Here is a 16099-nt window from a genome sequence, read left to right as displayed (position 1 = left end):
TTCTCCCACAAGGGGAGAAGGGAAGGGCGGCGCTCCGCTCTATTCCGCCATATCGACCGCAGCGAAATTCTGCCGGCCGAAGGGGTCGAGCACATAATTCAGCACGCTCTTGCGGATCGGGATCGCCACCATCGAATGGGCGATCGGCGCCACCGGCACCTCGGCCTTCAGGATCGCCTGCGCCTTGCCGTAGATCGCGGCGCGTTCTTTCGGGTCGGCGGCGACGCGGCCTTCGTCCAGCAGTTTTTCGAAATCCTTGTCGCACCAGCGCGAGCGGTTGGAGCCGCCCTTCACGCCGTCGCAGGACAGGAGATAGCTCAGCATGTTGTCGGGGTCGCCATTGTCGCTGCTGCCGCCGAGCAGGAACGTGTCCTGTTCGCCCGCCGCGGTGCGCTTGAGATATTCGCCCCATTCGAAGCTGACGATCTCCGAGTGCACGCCGACCTTTGCCCAGTCGGCCTGGATCATCTCGGCCATGCGCTTGGCGTTGGGGTTGTAGGGGCGCGACACCGGCATCGCCCACAGGCTGATCTTGAGGCCGCTTTCGTGGCCGGCCTCCTTCAGCAGCTTCTTGGCGCCATCGGGATCATAGTCGATGCCGGCATCGGTGACGGCTCCGAGCTGTGCCGGCGGCACGACGCTGCCGGCTACGGTGCCGGCGCCGGCATAGACCGCTTCGACGATCGCCTTGCGGTCGATGGCCTTTGCCAAGGCCATGCGCACGCGCACGTCGCCCAGCGGCTGGTGGTCGACGTTGAAGCCGAGGATGCCGATGTTCTGGCCCTTGAGATCGAGCACCGTGATGTCGGGGTCGCCGCGCAGATCGGCGACCGCGCTTGGCGGCGGCGGCGCGGCGACCTGGCATTCATTGGCCTTGATGCGCTCGACGCGGGTGGTCGGCTCGGGCGTGACGGCGAAGACCAGCGTGTCGATCTTCGGCGCGCCGCGCCAGTAATCCTTGTTGGCGGCGTAGCGGACCTGGCTGTCGGGAACATAGGCCTGAAGCACGAACGGGCCGGTGCCGACAGGCATGCTGTCGATCAGTTCGGGTGTGCCGGCCGCGACCATCTTTTGCGTCTGCTCCAGCGACAGGATGGAGAGATAGTCGAGCGCCAGCCCGGCCAGGAAGGTGACGTTGGGAGCCGTCAGCGTGAAGCGCACCGTGTGGTCGTCGACCTTGTCTATCTTGTCGATCAGCGTGCCCATGCCCAGTGCGTTGAAGTACTCGTAAGCGCCGCCGCCGAGCTTGTGGTAGGGATTGTCGGCGTCGCGCTGGCGGTTGAAGGTGTAGAGCACGTCGTCCGCGTTGAAGTCGCGCGAGGGCGTGAAATGCTCGTTCGACTGGAATTTCACGCCGTGCCTGAGATGGAAGGTGTAGGTCTTGCCATCGGGCGAAACATCCCAGCTTTCGGCCAACGCCGGTCCCACCTCCGTCGTGCCCGCCTTGAACTCGACCAGCCGGTTGAAGATCGTCTTGGCGGCTGCGTCCATGGTGGAATCGGCGATGCCGATCGCCGGGTTGAAGGTCTCGGGATTGGCTTCCGAGCAATAGACCAGGGTCTTGGCATAGGCCTGCCCGCCGAGAAGGACGGACCAGGCCAGAAGGGACGAAACCAGAAGGGACGGGGCAAGCACTGTGCGCAGAACGGTGGATTTCATCGCAAACGCTCCTGATGACACTTTACGGGTTGAGGGAAGGGCCTGAATTTCATGGCGCCGCTGCCGGGGCAAGGAAGCGGTCGGGCGCCAGCGCCGCGGCGGTGACGCCGAGCGCCGCCGCGGCATCCGCGGGCAGGGGCTCGCCGCGTATCAGCGCCGCGCTCATCCTGGCCAGTGTCAGCGACACCTGAAAACCGTAGCCGCCCTGGCCGCCGAGCCAGAAGAAGCCGGGCAGGCGCGGGTCGAAGCCGGCGACAGGCGTGCGGTCGGGCGCGAAGGTGCGCAGGCCCGCCCATGGCGTCGACGGACGGCCGATGCGCATCGACGTTGCCTGCTCGATGCGGTCGACCGCGATGGCGACGTCGATGTCTTCCGGCCAGGCGTCGCAAGGCTCTGAATCGGTTTCGTCGGCAAGCGAACCGATCAGCCTGCCGGCATCCGGCTTGAAATAGAACTGTTCGTGCAGGTCGACCACCAGCGGCCAGTTGGATATGTCCGCCCCGGCGGGCGCATCGAACAGGAAGGCGGTGCGCCGTTTCGGCTGGAAGCCGAGGCCGGAAAGACCGGCCAGGCCGGCGACGACATCGACCCAGGCGCCGGCGGCGTTGACGACGATGTCTGCCGAGTAGACCCCGGCGCTCGTTTCCACCCGCAGGCCGCGGCCGTCGGGCGAGATGGCGCGGACTTCCTCGCCGGTGCGGATGATGCCGCCGCCGGCTTTCAGCGCCGAGGCGCTTGCCGCCAGCATCTTGCCCGTGTCGACATCCACCGCGTCCGGCTCGTAAACGCCGCCGCAGGTGGCTTCCCTGGCTATGACCGGGACCAGCGCGTGAAGCTCGGCCGCCGACAGGCGGCGCACGCTGGGCACCAGCGCCTGCAATTCGCCGGCCAGCCGGTCGATGGCAGCGTCGTCACCCGTCCAGCCGACATGCAATGCGCCGCGCCGATGGGCGGCGAAGCCGCCGTCGGCTATTGCCTGCCGGCTGGCCAGCGTCAGCGCGCGCACCAGGCGGTTGCCATAGGTCTCGCTGAACAGGGCGGCGGAGCGGCCGCTGGCATGGTAGCCGAGATGCGGTTCGCGCTCGATGACGGTGACTTCGGCCCAGTCCGCCATCTCGGCGGCAAGCGAGAGGCCGGCAATGCCGCCACCGATGACGATGATCTTTCCGGGGGAGTTCGACCGCATCCTCCAGTCGTAAAAATAATTTCGTATCCAGTCAATATTTAGCGTATAAGAAAATTGTTGGTGTTGTTGATGGCGGTCGGGAGTTCGACTACCTAGGGCGGACAAGCGGCCCGGCTGCCGCGCCATGGAGCTGACAATGTCGGAGCAACCGAACCTCGGTGATTGTCTGCGTGCCCTGAGAAAGAGACATGGGTGGACCTTGCAGGAGGTCAGCACTCTCACCGGCGTCGCGGTGTCGACGCTGTCCAAGGTCGAGAACGACCAGATGTCGCTGAGCTACGACAAGCTGCTGCAGATCTGCGAGGGGCTCGGCATCCATGTGACGGAGCTGCTCAGCGGCGACCGCAAGCAGCCCGCGGCACGCACCCGCCGCTCGGTGACCTCGCAGTCCAACACGCTGCGCCAGCTGACCCGCAACTACGACTACCGGTATCTGGCCACCGATCTGGTGCGCAAGCGCATGGTGCCCATCCACGCCTATGCGCGCGCCCGCACGCCGCAGGAATTCGGCCCGCTGACCAGGCATGCTGGGGAGGAATTCCTGATCGTGCTCAAGGGCGAGATCGAACTGCACACCGACCAGTACGCGCCGGTGCGGCTGAAAGTGGGCGAGAGCGTCTACATCGATTCCACCATGGGCCACGCCTACCTGTCGGTGGGCGAGGGCGACGCAGAGATACTGTGCGTCTGCTCCGGCGACGAGCCCGACATGGAAGGGACGCTGCTTTCCGTGCTGGAGACGGTGGAGGGGTAGGGGGCGATTGGCCGCGTCGGTTGCAATCGGCTGATGTCGGCGCTGCCCCTCACCTGCCTGCCGGCATCCTCTCCCCGTAAAGTGACGGGGAGAGGGGGGCTGTGGCGGATGATTTCGCCAATCCCCAACGTCGCAAGTAAGGGCGCCGGCGTTGCGACCGGCTTCTTTCCCCCCGTCACTATACGGGGAGAAATGCCCGGCAGGGCAAATGAGGGCAGCGCCACCCGCCCAAGTTTTTTGCAGATCGATTCAGTCTTTCTGGTTCGAACTGCCTGGCGAAACCGGCTATAGGACCGCTGAAACCGCGACTCCCGCCAACCCAAAAAGGAAAATCCATGAGCTCAGAAAAGACAGCCGTCATCGTTGCCGGCGGCAGCGGCATGGGGGCGGCGGCGGCCAAGCGGCTGGCGGCGGACGGGTTCAAGGTCGCCATACTGTCCTCGTCGGGCAAGGGCGAGGCGCTGGCCAAGGACCTGGGAGGGCTCGGCGTCACCGGCTCAAACCAGTCGAATGACGACCTGCAGCGGCTCGCCGACCTGACGCTGGAGCGCTTTGGGCGCATCGACGTGCTGGTTAACAGCGGCGGCCACGGGCCGCGCGCGCCGATCCTCGAGATCAGCGACGAGCAGTGGCACACCGGCATGGACGTCTATCTGATGAACGTCATCCGGCCGGTGCGCATCGTGGCGCCGCACATGGTCAAGCAGAAGGGCGGCGCCATCATCAACATCTCGACCGCCTGGGTGGCCGAGCCGAACGCGATGTTCCCGACCTCGGCCGTGTTCCGCGCCGGCCTTGCCGCCTACACCAAGATTTTTTCCAACACCTATGCATCGGACAATGTGCGCATGAACAATGTGCTGCCCGGCTGGATCGACAGCCTGCCAGCAACCGAAGAGCGCCGCGACAACGTGCCGATGCAACGCTACGGCACATCGGAGGAGATCGCCGCGACCATCGCTTTCCTGGCGTCGGAAGGGGCGGGCTATATTACGGGGCAGAGTATCCGCGTGGATGGGGGCGTTATCCGGGCGCTGTGACATATTAAGGGGCGTCGTGTTCCTTCGCGCGCCCCTCTGTCCTGCCGGACATCTCCCCTACAAGGGGGGAGATTGCAGTGTTGGCGCCCCGCGCCTTTTTGGAACGTTGAAACAATGGGCGAGAGCCGCAATCAAAGCTGATCTCCCCCCTCGTGGGGGAGATGTCCGGCAGGACAGAGGGGGGCGCTGTCCCGCGGCGTCTCAGGTTATTTCGCTGCCACTTGGTCTGCATCCGTCAGCGTCTGCAGGAACGCGACAATGTCGTCTATCTCGGCATCCGTCAGCGCCGGCTTGCCGCCAGGTCTCCTGCCGCCGAAGGGGTCCTGATTCAAGTTCGGCCAGTAAGCCTTTGGCAGGTCGTCATATTTCCTCACCGTGCCGTCGGCATTCTTGGGATACCAGCGGCCGGGATCGGTATCGCGGCTGGCGTAGAAGGCGACCGCGTCGCGCAAGGTGTGTAACTCGCCATTGTGGAAGAAGCTCCTGCGCAGCGCGACGTTGCGCAGCGTCGGCGTCTTGAACAGACCGCAATAGTCGGTGCGGCCGTGAAAATCTGTGCGCAGCGGGCCGCACAGGCCGAGATCGGCATAGGCCGGGTCGGCATTGGCCGGAATGGCGGGATTGCGAGGCACGGCGATGGCGATCAGGCCGAAATCGGTGAATTGCGGCGGCTCGCCGTCATTGGCGGGTTCGCTGAGATGGCAACTGGCGCAATTGCCTTTTTTCTCGTCCTCGAACAGAGCGCGACCATGCAGCTCCTGCGTCGACAACGTCGCCTTGCCGGCGAGGAAGGCGTCGTAGCGGCTGGAATAGGGATAGAAATCGGCCGCGCTCTGCTCGAACGTGCCGAGCGCCTCGGCGGCGGCGTCGAAGGCATCGTTGGGATGGTTGAAGACATCCTGCCCGAACACCGTCTTGAACTCGCCGGCATAGGCCGACTTGCGCAAGGCGGCGGTGACCGCCCCGGCACCCTTGTTGGCCATCTCGAAGGGCGAGAGCAGGGGGATTTTCGCCTGGTCCTTGCCGTGGTCGGCGCGGCCGTCCCAGGTCAGGCCGCCGGTCGGACCGTTGTCGACGCTTTCGTCGCCCTCGTCCTCGGAATCATGGAAATGCTCGGTGAAGGCGGGCGCGGCCTGGAGATAACGCAGCGATGGCACGGCGCGCACGCCGGGCTGGTCGAGGTTTGGCCCGCCCATTTCGACCGGCGTGGCCGAGGCCGGCCCGAAAGCATGGCTAGGATCATGACAGGACGAGCAGGCCTGCTTGCCCGAGGCCGAGAGCGAGGGGTCGAAGAACATTTTTTGCCCCAAGGCGGTCAGCGCCTTGGCGCGCGCGAAGGCTTCGGCGCGCGACAGTGGGCCGGGATGGAAGCCATCCGGCCCCGCCGAATTCGCGGGCGCGGCAAGGCCAAAGGTCGAGATCGCGGCAATGGCGATCGCCCGAATTTTCCATCGTCTTCTGGTCATGGGGCATGGTCCGCTTTGGCCTGGCAATAAGAACGCAGTGCAACGGATTGATGACCGGCTCCAGTGCTCACGAAACCGTGTTCGCCGTGGCGGCGGCTGTCACAAAGGTGACAAGGCAGCCACGTTAGCTGCCCTATCGTTCCCGCACCCCTCTAGCCACAGTCAAGCCACGAGGTCTTCCCATGACGAGGCTCAAGCTCTTCACTTCCTTCGGTCTGGCCGGTTCGGCCCTGCTTCCCCTGGCGGCCGCCCATGCCGCCCCTCCCGGCTTCGACAAGATCGACACCGTCGTCGTCATCTATGCCGAAAACCGCAGCTTCGATAATCTCTATGGCGGCTTCCCCGGCGCCAATGGCCTGGCCAATGTCTCGGCCGACCAGCCGCGCCAGCTCGACCGCGACGGCAAGCCGCTGACCGAATTGCCGCCGGCCTGGGGCGGGCTGACCGGCAAGGGCGTCACGCCCGTGGTGACGGAGGCCGAGACCGCGCATCTCGCCAACGCCGCCTTCGCCATTGACGATCCCAAGGGCTTCCATGAGGACACCAACGTCATCACCCACGACTTGTGGCACCGCTTCTACCAGGAGCAGATGCAGATCGACGGCGGGAAGAACGACAAATTCGTCGCCTGGGCCGATTCCGGCGGCCTCGTCATGGGCCACTATGACGGCTCGAGCCTGCCGATGTGGCAGGTGGCGAAGAAATACGTGCTGGCCGACAATTTCTTCCAGGGCGCCTTCGGCGGCTCCTTCCTCAACCATTTCCAGCTCGCCTGCGCCTGTACGCCGGTCTACCCGCACGCCGACACCAGTCCGATCAAGGGCCAGATCGCCGTGGTCGATGCCGACGGCACGTCCTTGAAGGTCGCCGACAATTCGCCGGCATCGGCGCTCGGCGGCGTGCCGAAATTCGTCAATGACGGCGCCATCACACCCGATTTCCATGCCGTCAACACCATGCAGCCGCCTTATCAGCCGAGCGCCAACAAACCGGCCGAGGGCGGCGACAAGGCGCTGGCCGACCCGGCCGCGCCGACCACGCTGCCGCCGCAGCACGACATCACCATCGGCGATCTCCTGTCGCTGAAGGGCGTCGACTGGGCCTGGTACGCCGGCGCCTGGCAGGCAACGCTGGACGGCAAGAACGCGACGCCGGTGCCGAACTTCCAGTTCCACCACCAGCCCTTCAACTATTTCGCCGCTTACGCACCCGGCACCGCCGCGCGGGCCGAGCATCTGCGGGACGGTGGCCTGGATGGCGCCGAGTTCATCAAGGCGATCGACGACGGCAAGCTGCCCTCGGTGAGTTTCTACAAGCCGCAAGGCAATCTCAATGAACATGGCGGCTATGCCGACGTGGCCAGCGGCGACCAGCATCTGGCCGACGTCGTCGCGCATCTGGAGAAGAGCCCGCAATGGGGCCACATGCTGGTGGTCGTCACCTATGACGAGAATGGCGGCTTCTGGGATCACGTCGCGCCGCCCAAGGCCGACCGCTGGGGCCCGGGCAACCGCATCCCGGCCTTCATCGTCTCGCCCTATGCGAGGATGGGCACGGTAGACCACACCCAGTACGACACGACGTCGATCCTGCGCTTCATCACCGCGCGCTACGACCTGCCGGTGCTGACCGGCATCGTCGCCCGCGACAAGGCGCTGGCCGCCAATGGCGAACCGCCGATGGGGGATCTGAGCGCGGCGCTGGAGCTGAGCCGGTAGAGCGGACCGCGGTCATGCCGCCGCGCCGTGTGGCGCGGTGGCCGTTCTCAGCCGCCATTCACCAGGGCAAGAATGAGCTTCTGCAGATTGCCGCCCTGGCCGAGTTCGACGCGGTCGAAATCGCGGCTTGCCTGGCGCTGCGCCTGCGAGAGCGCGGCCAGGCGTCTGGTCATCTCGGCCCGGATTTTGCTGCATTTGGGGTCATCCGCGACGGTCAGGCCGACTGTGACCGCCTCGATCTTGCGCACCATGTCGACAATGGTCGCGCCATGCACCTTTTCGTGGGCGCTGACCCCGGCGAGGAAAACCTCCCAGTTCTTCTGGATGGCTGAAGGCAGCGGCGAGGAAGGGCTGGGCAAGGTGTAGGTGATGATGAGCCTGGGCTTGGCCGAGACCAGCACGCAGGCTCCGGCACGCGGCTGATAATCCCTGGTCCAGGTCAGCTTGAAATTGGTGTGGGCGATGGCGCGGCCGACGCCGACATTCGGCCCGTTCTCCCCGATCGACCGGTAGAGTTCCGGTCCGGACTGGCCTGAAATGGCATAAGTCTCGACCTTCTCAACCGGCTTCCATTCGGCCCGCGCGGCGAGCGGCAAGGCCACCAGGGCGGCGGTCAGAAGACACAGGCGAACACAGGCTCTCGACACCGCTCTCTCCAAGGCGCGCGGCCCTTGCCGGACGGCAATGCCATTCAGCGGCTTTTCCTATATGCTGCCGGCGGGTGCTGCAAATGCCCGAAGGGGGAGTCATGAGAAGATATTTCGTTGCCGCTGGCGCCTTGGCGGCATTGCTCGGCGTGCAGCCGGTTCTTGCCGCGTCCTGCGGCTGGAGCGCCAAGATGGAGGAAGACGAGGGCGGCAGCGTGCTGACCGCCTCCGTCTGCGGCGGGCCGAAAGGCGACGCGCATCTGATGCTGGCCTGTTTCGACAATCCGGTGCTGAGCTACGATCTGGGCGACAGCGGCCAGCAACTGGAACCGGGCATCAGCGGCGAGTTCGACTTCAAGGCCGATGGCAAGACGGTGACCAAGACGCTGCAGCTGGAGGCCATGTACAATTATTTCGTGGTCGATCTGGCGAAAGCCGACCCGCTGCTCGACCTGCTGCGCTCGAAGGGGGATGTGTCGGTCAGCGCTGAGAAATATGGCGATATCAGCTTTCCCCTGAAGGGGTCGAGCGCGGCCATCGGCAAGGTGCTGGCGCAGTGCGGCAAGGCCAAGCCTGCCGATGGGGATTGATTGGTGATACTGTGCGGCGGCTGTGGCAGCTACAATTGGGCTGAGCATCCGTACCGTCGTCATCCTAGGGCGGAGCAAGGAGCGAAGCGACGCAGCGCAGACCCTAGGATCCATGCCGTGACGTTCGCCGAGGAACACAGCGGAACCAGGATGTTCTCCCGACGCGTTACCCGATAGCCTTAACTTATGACCGGCTATGTCTACATGACCGCGAGCCAGAAGGGTGGCACCATCTATATCGGCGTCACGAACGATCTCGGTCGCCGCATGCCCGAGCACAAGTCCGGCAAAGGCTCGTATTTCACAAGTCGATATGGTGTGCAGCGACTGGTCTGGTATGAAGAATATTTCGACATCACCGATGCCATTCAGCGCGAGAAATCGCTAAAACGCTGGTCGCGACAATGGAAGATCGAACTGATCGAAAAAGCAAATCCGGAATGGTTCGAGTTGTTCCGCGGCACTGGGTGGTAGCGTTGTGTCCTGCCCCGCTTTGGTCGTTGCAGGCGTCCCGGCATGGATCCTAGGGTCTCCGCGACGGAGCTGCGCTCCTGCTTCGCCCTAGGATGACGAAGATGGGATAGCTTAGGCTAACCTTCGAAGGTGCCTCACCATCCTAACATCTGATGTCAGCCTGCCACTAGCCCATTGTCGTGAGAAGCATGTTGCCAAGCCGGAACATCCCCACGAAGGGGGAAGGGGAGCCGAACCTTGCCGCCGGTGACGGCTAGCCGTATCTCATCCGCCATGACCAACATCCAATTCCGCAAGGCGCAAGCCTCCGACCTGCCGGCCATCGTCGCCATGCTCGCCGATGATCCGCTGGGAGCGAGCCGCGAAGATGCCTCGTTGCCGCTGGCGCAAGGCTATGTCGATGCCTTCAACGCCATCGACGCCGATCCAAACCAGCTGCTGGCGGTGGCCGTGGACGGCGCGGCGGTGATCGGTACCTTGCAGATTACCTTCCTTGCCGGGCTCTCGCGCAAGGGCGCGTGGCGGGGGCAGATCGAGGCGGTTCGTGTCGCCGATGGCAGGCGCTCCGAGGGCATCGGCAAGAAGATGTTCGAATGGGCGATCGAGCAATGCCGGGCGCGCGGCTGCGGCCTTGTCCAACTCACGACCGACAAGGGCCGGGCGGATGCGCACCGCTTCTATGAAGGGCTCGGCTTCACCGCCAGCCATATTGGTTACAAGAAGAGCCTTTAGACACGGACGCCGACGGCGACTGGCGTATAGCGGAAGCCTTTCAGGCACTATTCAAATCGGCTGACAAAGCGGATATAGGTCAGTCAGGTTGACCTATTGTAAATACGTCCGGGAGGCGTGTCTTGACCCTTTTGAACCTGTTGGCTTCGCGCTCGTCGCGCATGAAGGCGTCGGAAATCCGCGAGCTGCTGAAACTGCTCGACCAGCCCGACATCATCTCCTTCGCCGGCGGCATTCCGGATCCCTCGCTGTTTCCGGCCGATGCCATCCGCGATGCCTATGCCGATGTGCTGGGCGGGGCGGAAGCCGGGGCGGCGCTGCAGTATCAGGTCTCGGAAGGCTATCTGCCGCTGCGGAAGTGGCTCGCCGGACAGATGGGCAAGCTCGGCATCGCGTGCGACGAGGCCAACATCTTCATCACCTCCGGCTCGCAGCAGGCCCTGGATTATCTCGGCAAGCTGTTCTTGTCGCCGGGCGATACGGCGCTGGTGACATGGCCGACCTATCTCGGTGCGCTGCAGGCCTTCAACGCCTATGAGCCGCGCTACGACCGGCTGCGCCCCGAAGGCGGCAACATGACGCCGGCGGCCTATCGCGCCGCTGCCGCCGCCAATGGCGGGCGTGTGAAGTTCGCCTATCTGGTGCCCGACTTCGCCAATCCGACCGGCAACACGCTGGACCGAAAGCAGCGCGAGGCCGTGCTCGACCTTGCCGGCGAGCTCGACATCGCCGTCATCGAGGACGCCGCCTACCGGGCGCTGCGTTATGACGGCGAAGGCGTGCCGCCGATCCTGGCACTGGACTGCGCGCGCTCCGGCGGCATCGACAAGGCACGCACGCTCTATTGCGGCTCGTTCTCGAAGATCCTGTCGCCGGGCATGCGCGTCGGCTGGGTCTGCGCGCCGCGCCACGTGATCGAGAAGCTGGTGCTGATGAAGCAGGCCTCCGACCTGCACAGCCCGTCGGTCAACCAGATGGTCATGCACCGCGTCGCCGAATCCGTGTTCGACGGCCAGGTGGACAAGCTGATCGGCGCCTATCGCGAGCGCCGCGACGGGCTGCTCGGCGCGCTGGAAGCCAACATGCCGGAGGGCGTGACCTGGAGCCGCCCGGAAGGCGGCATGTTCGTCTGGGTGACGCTGCCGGAAGGCGCCGACGCCACCGAACTCCTGGCACGGTCGGTGAAGGAGGCGCGGGTCGCCTTCGTGCCCGGCAATGCCTTTTACGCCGACGGCACCGGGCGCAACACGCTGCGGCTGTCCTTCACGCTGGCCAATCGCCGCGCCGTGACCGAGGGCATTCCACGGCTGGCGGCGCTGCTCAAGAGCTAGGCCCGCGCCCGGCGCCTACGCCGGCACGTTCACCAGATATTTGAGCTTCGCAAGCCTGGCGCGGGCGAGCTTGCGGATCGGCTTTTGGAAACCCTCTACGCCGGTCTCGACGACGAAGACCAACGTCTTGAAGTCCAGCATGAACTCATCGATGGCCCGCGTCGTCTGTTCGGACCTATCCTTGAACCGGCGCAGCAATGCGTTCGCTTCCTCGATGCCGTCGGCATCGGCGCTGTCGATCAGCGCTTCAAGCCTCTGAAAACAATCCAATCGCAAGTCCTCCCGCCGCGCCCCCAAACTCGCCGTCAGCCGAATGGTTCCATCGCGCCCGAAGATTTGTCGCTGGTTGTCAGCAGATGCACGTGCCGCGCGTTGACGCCCTGCCGCCCGGACCTAAATTCGAGACCTTGCGAGGAGGAGCTTTCATGGAAACCCAGGAATTGCATCGCGGCCGGCTCATCGACCACCTCCAGCTCGTGGTGCGGGATCTCCCCGCCAGCCGGCGCTTCTACGAAGCGGTCTTCCAGGTGCTCGGTGTCCCGATCGGCGGCACCGGCGAGGATTATTTCTGGGCCGACGAATTGTTCATCTCCAGCGCCGACAGCCGGGCCGCACAGGGAAAGCTGACCGGCCGTCATCACCTGGCCTTCCAGGCCAGGGATCACGCCATGGTCGATGCCTTCCACAAAGCCGGGCTGGCGGCCGGCGGCACGGACAATGGCGCGCCGGGCGAGCGGCCCTATCATCCCGGCTACTATGCCGCCTTCGTGCTCGACCCCGACGGCAACAACATCGAGGCCGTCCACCACGGCCCGGCCAACCGCAGTGCGGCTTCCGTGAAGATCACATTCTAGGTAAGGGCACTCGGCCGGCCACAGCGCCGAGCGATGCGGGTGATTCCGCGCCGCATTTTTCCGGGTATTAGGAAATTCGAGCCCCGCGCTGGCGAATCCGCTCGGATTCTTGACCTGTGCCGCACTGAAATTGTCCTGCAGGGCATGGATAGCGCCGCCTCTGGACAGGAGGCAAATCGGTCCCATACGGTGCGGCTTCAGGGAGGACGCGTGCGCGGGAAAGGCCGGTTGCTCGTTGAAAAAGAATGTCTTCTCGTCGGTCGACCTGCCGCCGCATCTCGACGACCGCGCGCGCTTCGCGCTCTGGCAGGACATCCACGTCGCGGAGATATGGTCGGTCGAATACGCCATCTCCGCGAACGTGCCTTTCCAGGCGGATATCGAAGCCACCGCCATCGGGCCGCTGGTGCTCGGGCGGATGGCCGGAACGATCAGGCATGCCAGCCGCAAGACACGCAACATCGCCGATGACGGCCGCGACGGCTATCTGCTGCTGGTCAACGATGGCGACACCAGGCTGAGCGGCGTGCAGACCGGCCGCGACTACAGCATCGGCAGGGGCGAAGGCGCGCTGGTCTCGGCTTCGGAAGCGCTGGAAATGACCGGCGGCGACCACAATGTCTGGACCAATGTCGTGGTGCCCCGCGAAATCCTGGAAAATGCCTTCGCCCATGTCGAGGATCGCCTGGCGCTGACCATCGGCGCCGACAATGAAGCGCTCGACATGCTCAAGCGCTATTGCGGCTTCCTGGAAGCGGGACCGGCGTTGGTCTCGCCCGATCTCGTCGCCCACGCCACCGAGACGATCGTCGACCTGATCGGGCTGGCGACAGGCGCCAAGGGCGAGATCGCCGAGCTGGCGGGCGTGCGCGGCTTGCGCGCGGCAAGGCTGCAGGCCATCCTGCAGAAGATGCGGGACAACTTCGCCGATCCCGGCATCTCGGCCCAGCACATCGCCCAGCAGTTGCGGCTTTCCGCGCGCTACGTGCATGATCTCTTGCAGGAGACGGGCTCCAGTTTCGCCGAGCATATTCTCGAACTGCGCCTGCAGAGAGCCCATCGCATGCTGCGCGACCGGCGCAACGACCGCATGCGGGTCAGCGAGATCGCGCTGTTGAGCGGCTTTTCCGACGTCTCCTATTTCAATCGCTGTTTCCGCCGCCGCTTCGGCTCGACGCCAAGTAGCGCCAGGTAGCGTCTCCGACAGCGATCCCCCGTGGGATACCCGACACATCGATCGAGTGAGGCCGAATGGCCACACGGACGGGGAAAGCACTGCCGCGCTTTCCCCGACAATTCGGGTGCGGCCCAGCCCAAGACGCGGCCGGTGGACAATGCAAAACCGGGTTCTCGACAACAGCTGGATCTCCGCGGGCATCAACGCGGCGGAGAACGACAATTGGGGCAGCAGACAACAATGAAAACTCTTCTTCTTGCTACGGCCATCCTTCTCGCGCCGGTCGGCGCGGCATGTGCGGGGGACATCGGCGAAACCGCGCCGGCCGGTTACGACTGGTCCGGGCTTTATGCCGGCGCCGACGTCGGTTACGCCGCCGGAAAGTCCGGCGGGACACGGCATCTTTTTGGGGGCGGCAAACAGTGAAGACGATTCTTCTGGCAACGATCCTTGCAGCGGTGCCAGCCGGCATGGCGTTCGCCGCCGACGCCACTCAAACCTTGCCCGTGGCTGCCAGCTACAGCTGGTCCGGCGGCTATGTCGGCGCGCAGGCCGGATATGCCTGGGGGAACGCCAGGGTCGGGCAGACTTTCGCGCCAGGGGCCTTCGACGATTATGGCTGGGGCTACGGCCCGTCCGGCGGTTTCGGCGGTCTCTATGCCGGCTATGACAAGCAGTTCGACGGCGGCCTGGTCCTCGGCATCGAGGGCGACTACAGCTTTGCCAGCGTCAAGGACACCACACTCTATCGGGCGGCTGGCGTAGACGATCCCGGCTTCGGCGGCGTGCTCGAACTGGAGGCAGTCGGATCGGTTCGCCTGCGGGCCGGCTATGCGATGGATCGCTGGCTTCCCTTCGTCACCGGCGGCCTGGCGATGGCGAAGTACAAGCACACCACAATCGCCCTTCCAGGCGGAGCCGCCTATGCCGATGTCGAGGACACCGTCAGCGGTTACACGCTGGGCGCGGGTGCCGAATACGCCGTCACCGACAATTGGCTGGTTCGGGGCGAATACCGCTTTGCCGATTTCGGCCGCCACCCCTCGACACGCATCGCGGTTCCCAGCGGGGTCCCCTTGCACGATGAGATCGACCTGAAGACGAACGATATCCGGCTCGGCATCGCCTACAAATTCTGAACAGTGCTTATCTTTCGCCGCTGGCGCAGCGTCGGAAATTCGTATTCGAGGGCTCCAAATGCATCGCTTTTCCATCTGCCTCGCGTCGCTGATCGTTGCGACATCGGCTCGCGCGGCGGATATCCTGCAGTCGCTTGCCACCGAGACGGCGGTGGCGCCGCGTATTTCCGGTTATGGCGAACTCTATCTCGGCGGACTGCGCTTCGTCGGCGACGATTACACGACGCGGGCCGGCGGCGGTGCCCTGCGCGTCAACATCCCGTTTGCACAGCGCTGGAATTTGCAGGGCGACCTGACTTACGACCGCATATGGGGCCCCTACGACGCGCTGGATGAAACGCGCGGTGCGATCCATGGCTTCTACCGCGATCCCGACCGTTTTGCCGCCGGCATCTTCGCCGCCTACACATCGGTCGGCGAAAGCGGCGTCACCGTGAACAACTATGCTGTCGGCCCGGAAGCACAACTCTATCTCAGCAACCTGACCCTCTACGGCCAGGCCAGTGTCGGCCAGCTCACCATCAGCGACTTTCACGGCGACCAGTGGGGCGTGCGCGCCGTGGCGCGTTATTTCGTCCGCAAGAACTTTCGCCTCGATGCGGAACTCGACTTCAACCGAACCGACTACGACGGCACCAACGAGGACGTGGTCGGTGCGGCCGTCCAGGCCATGTACCGGTTCGACGAGACGCCCTGGGCGGTGTTCGGACGCTATGAATTCGAACGGAGGAAGTTCGAAACGTCCACCCAGGACCTCAGGGCAAACAAGGTCGTCATCGGCCTGCGCGCCAGCTTCGGCAGCGACTCCCTCTTCGACGAGGACCGCAACGGCGCGACCATGGACACTTACCGGCCCGCTTCGGTGGTCAATACGAAGTGAGCCGGCGGCACGGCTGAAAGCGCGGCCGTGATCGCATCGCAATTGGCTGCATGACTGGAGGCAATCGCGTCCCGCCGCTCACGCTTGGGCGGTGCGTCGCTTCGAAAGCGACTGCCACAACTCGGTTTCCTCGGTGAAGCCACCTTCGAAAGCTTCCATGACTTCGCGCGCCAGCTGGTCTCTCTGATCCTTGTCCTTGAGGGCCAGACGGCGCTCTCGGCACAGCTGGTCGAACACCTTCTGGAGAAGGTTCAGATCGTCGGACGTGAACATGCTGGTGAATTTTGAGAAAGCCATAGCGCTCTCCTCCCTCGTCGGGGCGAAAGCACCTGAGTTGACTTTCAAGCGTCCGTTTGCCTCGGTTGGTGCGGACGACAAGGCATACTACACCCGCGGCGGCGGCTTTACGAATCTTTCGTAGTCGTAGAAACAAACCGGCCATCGCTGCCTTG

At 64.6% G+C, this 16099-nt stretch carries 19 protein-coding genes; 13 read left to right on the top strand and 6 right to left on the bottom strand.

The window, feature by feature from the left end; genetic code table 11:
• Nucleotides 1–39 precede the first annotated feature (39 nt).
• On the bottom strand, nt 40–1659 hold the full coding sequence (locus EN845_RS10735) for an ABC transporter substrate-binding protein (RefSeq protein ID WP_127870369.1): 1620 nt from the start codon (nt 1657–1659) through the stop codon (nt 40–42).
• Nucleotides 1660–1708: 49 nt separating this feature from the next.
• Entirely contained in the window at nt 1709–2845 is a 1137-nt protein-coding gene (locus tag EN845_RS10730) for an FAD-binding oxidoreductase (protein ID WP_127870370.1), read from the bottom strand.
• Nucleotides 2846–2981: 136 nt separating this feature from the next.
• On the opposite strand from EN845_RS10730, the gene EN845_RS10725 reads away from it, so the two are divergent.
• Nucleotides 2982–3599, top strand: coding sequence for an XRE family transcriptional regulator (locus EN845_RS10725; protein WP_127870371.1), 618 nt, complete (start codon nt 2982–2984; stop codon nt 3597–3599).
• A 335-nt stretch (nt 3600–3934) separates the two neighbouring features.
• Nucleotides 3935–4639: an SDR family oxidoreductase gene (locus EN845_RS10720; protein ID WP_127870372.1), complete on the top strand. Its 705-nt coding sequence runs from the start codon at nt 3935–3937 to the stop codon at nt 4637–4639.
• 206 nt (nt 4640–4845) lie between these two features.
• Here the strand turns inward: EN845_RS10720 and EN845_RS10710 are convergent, their stop codons facing one another.
• A complete protein-coding gene (locus EN845_RS10710; protein WP_127870373.1) occupies nt 4846–6105 on the bottom strand; it encodes a cytochrome-c peroxidase in 1260 nt (419 codons plus the stop codon).
• Between the two features lie 182 nt (nt 6106–6287).
• Between EN845_RS10710 and EN845_RS10705 the strand changes: the two genes are divergently transcribed.
• Nucleotides 6288–7823, top strand: a complete 1536-nt coding sequence (locus EN845_RS10705) for an acid phosphatase (protein ID WP_127870374.1) — start codon at nt 6288–6290, stop codon at nt 7821–7823.
• A 47-nt stretch (nt 7824–7870) separates the two neighbouring features.
• Here EN845_RS10705 and EN845_RS10700 read toward each other — a convergent pair whose 3' ends face one another.
• On the bottom strand, nt 7871–8470 hold the full coding sequence (locus EN845_RS10700) for a DUF922 domain-containing protein (protein WP_127870375.1): 600 nt from the start codon (nt 8468–8470) through the stop codon (nt 7871–7873).
• Nucleotides 8471–8571: 101 nt separating this feature from the next.
• On the opposite strand from EN845_RS10700, the gene EN845_RS10695 reads away from it, so the two are divergent.
• The 4 genes from EN845_RS10695 (at nt 8572) to EN845_RS10680 (ending at nt 11597) form a co-directional block, all read left to right on the top strand.
• Entirely contained in the window at nt 8572–9060 is a 489-nt protein-coding gene (locus EN845_RS10695) for a hypothetical protein (RefSeq protein ID WP_245511708.1), read from the top strand.
• Nucleotides 9061–9246: 186 nt separating this feature from the next.
• A complete protein-coding gene (locus EN845_RS10690; RefSeq protein ID WP_127280753.1) occupies nt 9247–9534 on the top strand; it encodes a GIY-YIG nuclease family protein in 288 nt (95 codons plus the stop codon).
• Nucleotides 9535–9807: 273 nt separating this feature from the next.
• On the top strand, nt 9808–10266 hold the full coding sequence (locus EN845_RS10685; protein ID WP_127870425.1) for a GNAT family N-acetyltransferase: 459 nt from the start codon (nt 9808–9810) through the stop codon (nt 10264–10266).
• 161 nt (nt 10267–10427) lie between these two features.
• Complete coding sequence (locus EN845_RS10680; RefSeq protein ID WP_189343734.1) at nt 10428–11597, top strand: PLP-dependent aminotransferase family protein; 1170 nt, start codon at nt 10428–10430, stop codon at nt 11595–11597.
• Between the two features lie 15 nt (nt 11598–11612).
• On the opposite strand, the gene EN845_RS10675 is transcribed toward EN845_RS10680, so the two are convergent.
• Nucleotides 11613–11867, bottom strand: coding sequence for a hypothetical protein (locus EN845_RS10675; RefSeq protein WP_245511707.1), 255 nt, complete (start codon nt 11865–11867; stop codon nt 11613–11615).
• 155 nt (nt 11868–12022) lie between these two features.
• On the opposite strand from EN845_RS10675, the gene EN845_RS10670 reads away from it, so the two are divergent.
• The 5 genes from EN845_RS10670 to EN845_RS10650 all read left to right on the top strand — a co-directional run bounded on the left by EN845_RS10670 (nt 12023) and on the right by EN845_RS10650 (nt 15647).
• Complete coding sequence (locus EN845_RS10670) at nt 12023–12451, top strand: VOC family protein (protein ID WP_127278007.1); 429 nt, start codon at nt 12023–12025, stop codon at nt 12449–12451.
• A 235-nt stretch (nt 12452–12686) separates the two neighbouring features.
• The gene (locus EN845_RS10665) at nt 12687–13646 is read left to right on the top strand and encodes an AraC family transcriptional regulator (RefSeq protein ID WP_127870378.1); all 960 of its coding nucleotides are present in this window, start codon (nt 12687–12689) and stop codon (nt 13644–13646) included.
• A 222-nt stretch (nt 13647–13868) separates the two neighbouring features.
• The gene (locus EN845_RS10660) at nt 13869–14054 is read left to right on the top strand and encodes a hypothetical protein (protein WP_245511706.1); all 186 of its coding nucleotides are present in this window, start codon (nt 13869–13871) and stop codon (nt 14052–14054) included.
• Nucleotides 14051–14767 (top strand): outer membrane protein, encoded by a 717-nt coding sequence (locus EN845_RS10655; protein ID WP_127870379.1) that lies wholly within the window; start codon nt 14051–14053, stop codon nt 14765–14767. The genes EN845_RS10660 and EN845_RS10655 overlap by 4 nt, the downstream gene beginning before the upstream one ends.
• Before the next feature lie 58 nt (nt 14768–14825).
• Nucleotides 14826–15647, top strand: coding sequence for a hypothetical protein (locus EN845_RS10650; protein WP_127870380.1), 822 nt, complete (start codon nt 14826–14828; stop codon nt 15645–15647).
• A 78-nt stretch (nt 15648–15725) separates the two neighbouring features.
• Here EN845_RS10650 and EN845_RS35445 read toward each other — a convergent pair whose 3' ends face one another.
• On the bottom strand, nt 15726–15920 hold the full coding sequence (locus tag EN845_RS35445) for a hypothetical protein (protein ID WP_189522867.1): 195 nt from the start codon (nt 15918–15920) through the stop codon (nt 15726–15728).
• Between EN845_RS35445 and EN845_RS35440 the strand changes: the two genes are divergently transcribed.
• Entirely contained in the window at nt 15919–16068 is a 150-nt protein-coding gene (locus tag EN845_RS35440; protein WP_167531319.1) for a hypothetical protein, read from the top strand. The genes EN845_RS35445 and EN845_RS35440 overlap by 2 nt on opposite strands.
• Nucleotides 16069–16099: the final 31 nt, after the last annotated feature.

It is taken from the genome of Mesorhizobium sp. M8A.F.Ca.ET.202.01.1.1, from assembly GCF_004791595.1.
Taxonomy (GTDB): Bacteria; Pseudomonadota; Alphaproteobacteria; order Rhizobiales; family Rhizobiaceae; genus Mesorhizobium.
This window is presented reverse-complemented; position numbering and strand designations above follow the sequence as displayed.